Origin of the sequence: Verminephrobacter aporrectodeae subsp. tuberculatae At4 (assembly GCF_000193225.1) — a bacterium.
GTDB classification, from domain to species: Bacteria; Pseudomonadota; Gammaproteobacteria; order Burkholderiales; family Burkholderiaceae_C; genus Acidovorax; species Acidovorax aporrectodeae.
In genome coordinates this window covers 1-5,461 of record NZ_AFAL01000989.1, presented here as the reverse complement: position 1 = coordinate 5,461, position 5,461 = coordinate 1, and the positions used below count along the sequence as shown (strand labels likewise).

7 protein-coding genes are annotated in these 5,461 nt (G+C 66.8%); 3 read left to right on the top strand and 4 right to left on the bottom strand.

Annotation, left to right across the window (positions count from 1 at the left end; genetic code table 11):
* On the bottom strand, window positions 1–1,070 hold a 1,070-nt coding region (fliF, locus tag VTU_RS0124225; RefSeq protein WP_029554723.1), incomplete at its 3' end, for a flagellar basal-body MS-ring/collar protein FliF.
* Window positions 1,071–1,248: 178 nt separating this feature from the next.
* On the opposite strand from fliF, the gene fliE reads away from it, so the two are divergent.
* The 3 genes from fliE to VTU_RS0124210 all read left to right on the top strand — a co-directional run bounded on the left by fliE (window position 1,249) and on the right by VTU_RS0124210 (window position 3,518).
* Window positions 1,249–1,560, top strand: a complete 312-nt coding sequence (gene fliE / locus VTU_RS0124220) for a flagellar hook-basal body complex protein FliE (protein ID WP_010110267.1) — start codon at window positions 1,249–1,251, stop codon at window positions 1,558–1,560.
* Window positions 1,561–1,663: 103 nt separating this feature from the next.
* Window positions 1,664–2,572: a LysR family transcriptional regulator gene (locus tag VTU_RS0124215; RefSeq protein ID WP_010110266.1), complete on the top strand. Its 909-nt coding sequence runs from the start codon at window positions 1,664–1,666 to the stop codon at window positions 2,570–2,572.
* A gap of 106 nt (window positions 2,573–2,678) precedes the next feature.
* Window positions 2,679–3,518 (top strand): carboxymuconolactone decarboxylase family protein, encoded by an 840-nt coding sequence (locus VTU_RS0124210; protein WP_010110265.1) that lies wholly within the window; start codon window positions 2,679–2,681, stop codon window positions 3,516–3,518.
* A 44-nt stretch (window positions 3,519–3,562) separates the two neighbouring features.
* Here VTU_RS0124210 and VTU_RS0124205 read toward each other — a convergent pair whose 3' ends face one another.
* From VTU_RS0124205 to VTU_RS0124195, 3 genes are all read right to left on the bottom strand, one after another.
* The gene (locus VTU_RS0124205; RefSeq protein WP_010110264.1) at window positions 3,563–3,856 is read right to left on the bottom strand and encodes a flagellar protein FliT; all 294 of its coding nucleotides are present in this window, start codon (window positions 3,854–3,856) and stop codon (window positions 3,563–3,565) included.
* Between the two features lie 3 nt (window positions 3,857–3,859).
* The gene (gene fliS, locus VTU_RS0124200; RefSeq protein ID WP_010110262.1) at window positions 3,860–4,303 is read right to left on the bottom strand and encodes a flagellar export chaperone FliS; all 444 of its coding nucleotides are present in this window, start codon (window positions 4,301–4,303) and stop codon (window positions 3,860–3,862) included.
* A 61-nt stretch (window positions 4,304–4,364) separates the two neighbouring features.
* A complete protein-coding gene (locus tag VTU_RS0124195) occupies window positions 4,365–5,276 on the bottom strand; it encodes a DHH family phosphoesterase (RefSeq protein ID WP_010110259.1) in 912 nt (303 codons plus the stop codon).
* Between the last annotated feature and the right edge of the window lie 185 nt (window positions 5,277–5,461).

Here is a 5,461-nt window from a genome sequence, read left to right as displayed (position 1 = left end):
TCGCGCCGGCTCGTGGCCTGCGCTCCCTGCTGCCCGCCCGCGTCCGGCGCGGGGTTGGCGCCGTTGATCGGCGCCGTGGACGGCGCGGGCGGCTGATTGCTCACGGCGCCCGGAATGCCGCTGGGCATCCGCTCGGGGCCGCCCCGGCTCTCCAGCTGCTGCTGGCTGCGCACGGCGCCCGAATCCGGCGTCTGGTTCGGCCGGAACTGCTCGGAAGTCGATTCCGTCTGCGTGAAATCCACCTGCGCAGTGACCTGCGCGCGCACGTTCCCCTGGCCCACCACGGGCTCCAGAATATCCAGGATGCGGCGGCTGTACAGCTGCTCGATCTGCTGCACGTACAACAGCTGCTGCGCATTCGCCTCGGCGCCCGTGTCGGGCGACTGCGAGAGCAGCTTGCCCGTGTCGTCGAGCACGCTCACGGCCGAGGGCGCGAGCTCCGGAACGCTGGAGGCCACCAGGTGCACGATGCCGGCGAGCTGGGCGCGGTCCAGAACGCGGCCCGGATACAGGCCCACGAGGACCGATGCCGAGGGCTTTTGCTGCTCGCGGAAGAAACCATTCTGATTCGGCAGCGCCAGGTGCACGCGCGCGCTTTGCACCGACGACAGGGACTGGATGGAGCGGGTGAGCTCGCCTTCGAGCCCGCGCTGGAAGTTCAGCCGCTCCTGAAATTGCGTGAGCCCGAATTTGCTCGACTCCATGAGCTCGAAGCCGACCACCGAGCCCTTGGGCAGGCCCTGGGTCGCCAGGCGCAGGCGCACGTCGTGCACCTGGTCGGCCGGAACCAGAATGGCGCCGCCGCCCTGCGTGTACCTGTAGGGCACGTTCATTTGCGTGAGCTGGACCACGATGGCGCCGCCGTCCTTGTCGCTCAGATTCGCGAACAGCACCCGGTACTCGCTCTGGCGCCCCAGAAGCAGCAGCGCCGCGGCGGCCGCGAGCAGCAGCGCCAGGCCCAGACCCAGCCGCACACGCTGCGCCCGGCCAAGGCTCTGCAACCGCTGCAGCCATGGGGGGCGGGCAGGCACCGTCGGCGGATCGGAAGGAACTTGGGCCACAGCAGACATCTTGCTTATCCAGTCTCAGGCCCGGCGACGGACCTGGTGCGAGCCCGATTATTTCGATCGCACAACCGGCGTGTTCGCCGGATAAGCCGCCCGTTGGGCGCGCAATTTCCGCCGCCGGATGCGCCGCCCGCGGCTAGGATGCGCAAAGCCCCTACCGCCCCTGCCCACGGACACCGCCATGGACCTGCGCCTGCCGAGCGTCACCCCCCCGCTTGCCGGCACCGGCACAGCCTGGCGCAGCGCGCCGGCGCGGGATGCGGGCACCGAAGTCGGTTTTTCCAGCGCACTCAAGGGCGCCCTGCAATCCGTGAGCGCGGCGCAGAACCGCTCCACCGCCCTGCAACAGGAAGTGCAGTTGGACAACCCCGCAGTCAGTCTGGAAGAAACCATGGTCGCCATGCAAAAGGCCCAGATCGGCTTTCAGGCCACCTTGCACGTGCGCAACCGCATGCTGCAGGCCTACACGGACATCATGAACATGCAGGTGTGAGGCGCTGGCGGCGCGTGTCATGGCTGCCGCCTCATTCAAACCCGGACCGCGCAACCCCCTGCAGTGCTACGCTGTGCGGCAGTAGCAAAAAGGGGCGGTAGCGATGAGCGGCTCGCTGAATCTCAGGCAGATGAAATACTTCATCGCGGTGGCGGAGGAGTTGAGCTTTCGGTGTGCCGCAGCGCGGCTGTGCATCACACAGCCCCCGCTGAGCCGCCAGATACAGGCGCTGGAAGAGAACCTGGGCGTACTGCTCTTTGAGCGCGGCAACCGCCGCATCCAGCTGACCGACGCGGGGGAGCAGTTTCTGGAGCGCGCACGCCTTCTGCTGCGGGACTCCGAGCACCTCGTCATGCAGTTCCGTCAGCCCCCCGCCGCGCGGAAGCACGCATTGAATCTGGGCATCACCACCGTCATCGACGCCAGCCTGTTCTCCTGGATAGAAACCGAATTCGCCCGGCGCTTCCCCTTGCTTCGTCTGAACGTGAAGCGGCAGATATCCATCCGATCCGTGCGCGACCTGAACCGCGGCATCCTGGACGTCGCCGTGGTGGGCCTGCCATTGCATACGGAGAGCCTGGTGCTGGACCATCTGCTCGATGAGCCGATGGTCGTGGGGCTTTCCGCAAGCCACCCGGCGGCAAGAAAGCGCAAGCTGTCCTTGCGCGACCTCGATCAGGAGAATCTCTTCTGGTTCGACCGCAGGCAGAACCCGGCCTACCACGATCATTGCGAGCGTGTCTTTGCGCGCATGCGCTTCACCCCGGCGCGCACCATCGAACCGCCCGACTTCCATATCCTGCTGAGCCTGGTTGCCGAGGGGCAAGGCATTGCGCTGATTCCCCGGTCGCTCAAGACCATGCAGCGCAAAGGCATCGTCTACAAGGACCTCGACGAAGGCGAGCAATTGGGCATTCGCGTGGCAGTCGCGCATCGCGCGGGAGCGCCTTCGGATGGGGTCACGGCTTTCATCGGTTTTCTGAAAGAGCATCTGGCCGCATCGAAAGCATAGGCATGGCGTTGGCCCTGCCTGCCCTGCACCGGGACAAGCGATACCCGAAAGGTATCAACAAATCAAGCAATCGCCAGCACCAGAAAACATCCTTAGTCTCCGAAGGATGAACACCCCATCGACCCCCACGGATCGCAGCGCCTACGAGGTTGGCATGGCCTGCCTGTGCCACATCGAGGCAACCCGCAAACCCTCCCTCATCGATGCCTTGGCCGACATCTCCCCCGACCTTGGCAGGCTGGCGATCCGCTTTGTGTATGGCGAGATCTATCAGCGCCCCCACCTGAGCTACCACGACAGGCAATTGGCGACCGTGGCCGTCTTGGCCGTGCTGGGCAATGCGCGGCCGCAGCTGAAGTTCCATATTGCCGCTGCGCTCAACGTGGGGTGCAGCGCTGCCAAGATCGTCGAACTGATGACCCACTTGCTTGTCTACGCAGGCTTTCCGACCGCCCTGAATGGTGTTTTTGCTGCCAAGGAGGTGTTCGACGAACGCCAGCTGCATTTCACGCCCACGACGACGCCTTCTTGCCCCGGCGATGCCCGGTATCAAGCCGGGATGGATGCCCTCTCGCGCATCGACGGCCACGCCGGCGAGGCGGTGATGGCCTCTCTGAAGGGAATCGCGCCGGACCTCGGTCGCTTCATCGTGGAGTTTGGCTTTGGCGAGATTTACACCCGCCCCGTGCTGGAACTTCTCGAGCGTGAGCTGATTACCGTGGCGGCGCTTGCCGCGCTGGGCACTGCCACGCCGCAGCTCAGGGTCCATATTCATGGCCTGCTCAACGTCGGGGGCACGCGCGAGCAGATGCTCGAGTTGGCCATTCACGTGGCGGCCTATGCCGGGTTTCCAGCCGCCATCAATGCCACGCTCGCGGCAAGGGAAGTATTCTCCGAGCGCGACGCTGGCGGTGGTGATGGCGACCCATCCGCGCCTTCAGGCTAAGACACCCATTGGGGCTCGAATCGGGTCATCGCGCCCATCCGCTCTCAGTGCAGCCGCCGGCCTGCGAACAGCTGTTCGAACTGCGCCAGCCAAGGCTCTGCCAGGCAGCGGATGCGGGCGTCGTTGCGCAGGATGCGCTGCATGATGCGCGCCTTTTCGCTGCGCTGTTCCGGTGCCAGCGCCTGCTCCTGCGCCTTCAGGCGCAGCTGCCCGATGAGCACGGCGCAGGCGCCCTCGCAGCGCAGCACGGCGTCCCAATCCCTGCGCCTGGCGGCGTCCAGCATCCTGGCGCTGCTGTCCTCGATGGCCTTGTAGCAGTCGATCAACCCCTGCGACATGGCTCAGCCCCCCAGCACCATGGGCTCGGACTCGGGATCGGGCGCAGCGTCCGTCTTGCGGATGCCATCCCAGCCCCGGGCCACGGACCCGATCAGGTGCGTGACCTGGCACAGCGCCGCGTCGTCGTTGCGCGCGTTCGCCAGAATCAGGCGGTGCGTGCAGTAGTCGTAGAGCGCGGCCAGGTTCTGCGCGAGCTCGCCGCCGGCGACCCGGTCCAGGGACGCGCTCAGCCCCTCTTCGAGAATGCGCAGCGCCCGGGCAATGGCCGCTACCTTGCCCGGCACGTCGCCGCGCGCCATGGCGCCGCGCGCCGTGGCAATGGAGTCGAGGACGCCTGCGTACAGCAGGCTGACCTGCTGGTACGGGTCCAGCGTATGCCGGATGGTCTCTACATCGATGCGCCGATACGCGGTGGCGGCACGGGCGCGGCCATGGGTGCTGAACATGCTGACGGTCCTTGCAGGGTGCTGTCCAGGATATCGGCGGGCGCCGATAAAACTTGACGCCTCAGGCGTCGAAGCGGCCCGCGAGCAGTTCGGGCAATCGGTCCAGTCCCATCCTGAAGCCGCAGGCCTGCGCGTGGCCGCCGCCGCCCATGCTCTCGGCCAGCGCGATGCAGTCGAAATTGCGCTGCGCACGCAGCCCCACCCGCACACCCTTGGCGCCCGCGCTCCACATCAGCGCAAAGCTGCCGCTCTTGGCCGAGAGCATGTCGCCCACCAGGCTGTGGAACACACCGGGGGCGTTCACCATCAGCCCCTCGATGCCGTTGAACACCAGGGGCTGGGCGCCTTCGGCGATGTCGGCCGCGAGCCGGCGGTACTTCTCGTCCATGGCGCCACCGCGCGCCATGAACCGGGCGCTCTGCTCGGGCGTGAAGGCGGCTATCTCGCGCCAGCGCGCGAAGTCCTGCGCCTCCATCTCGAGCGCCGACAGAAAGCCTGCGCTCTCGGCGAACTCCCACTTCCAGAGGTCGCGGTCTTCCACGTACTTGAGCAGCGCCGGAAGCGGCGCGTGCGGGTGAAAGAACTCCCACGCCAGGCGCGCGCCCGACTTGTGCATGTCAAAGTGCAGAACCCCGCAGCGGCAGGCAAAGCCGCTGAGCTTTTCTGCGGCGCTCTTGTGGTGGTCGAGCAGCACGAGCTTGGCGGCGTGTGCGTCGATGGCGCGCAGCATATCGGCCGGGAAGGAGAAATCCAGGACGTAGACGGCACGGCCCTGCACGGGTGGCAGGCCGTCCACGGTCTGCACGTCGCCATGGTCCAGGCCCAGGTATTGCGCGCTGTCTCCGTAGTAGAGCCAGGCGGCAAACGCTGCGCCAAAGCCATCGGGGCAGTGGCCCCCGTGGTAGACGATCAGCGGCGCGGGGTCGTTCTTGTCCGGGGCGACGAACAACTGCAGGGGGAGAATGCTTTTCATGGTGCCGCCGATTGTCGCGCGACCTCCGGCCCCGCTGCCACGGGCGCTGCGCCCGGCGGCTGACGCGGCTTGCGTGTGTTACATTCTGTGACCCCACGCTGCGCACCCCACGCCCACGCCCGCCCGGCACACGCTCCATGCACCGGCCACCCTCCTTTTCGATCGCGCCTCCCGCGCCGCGCACG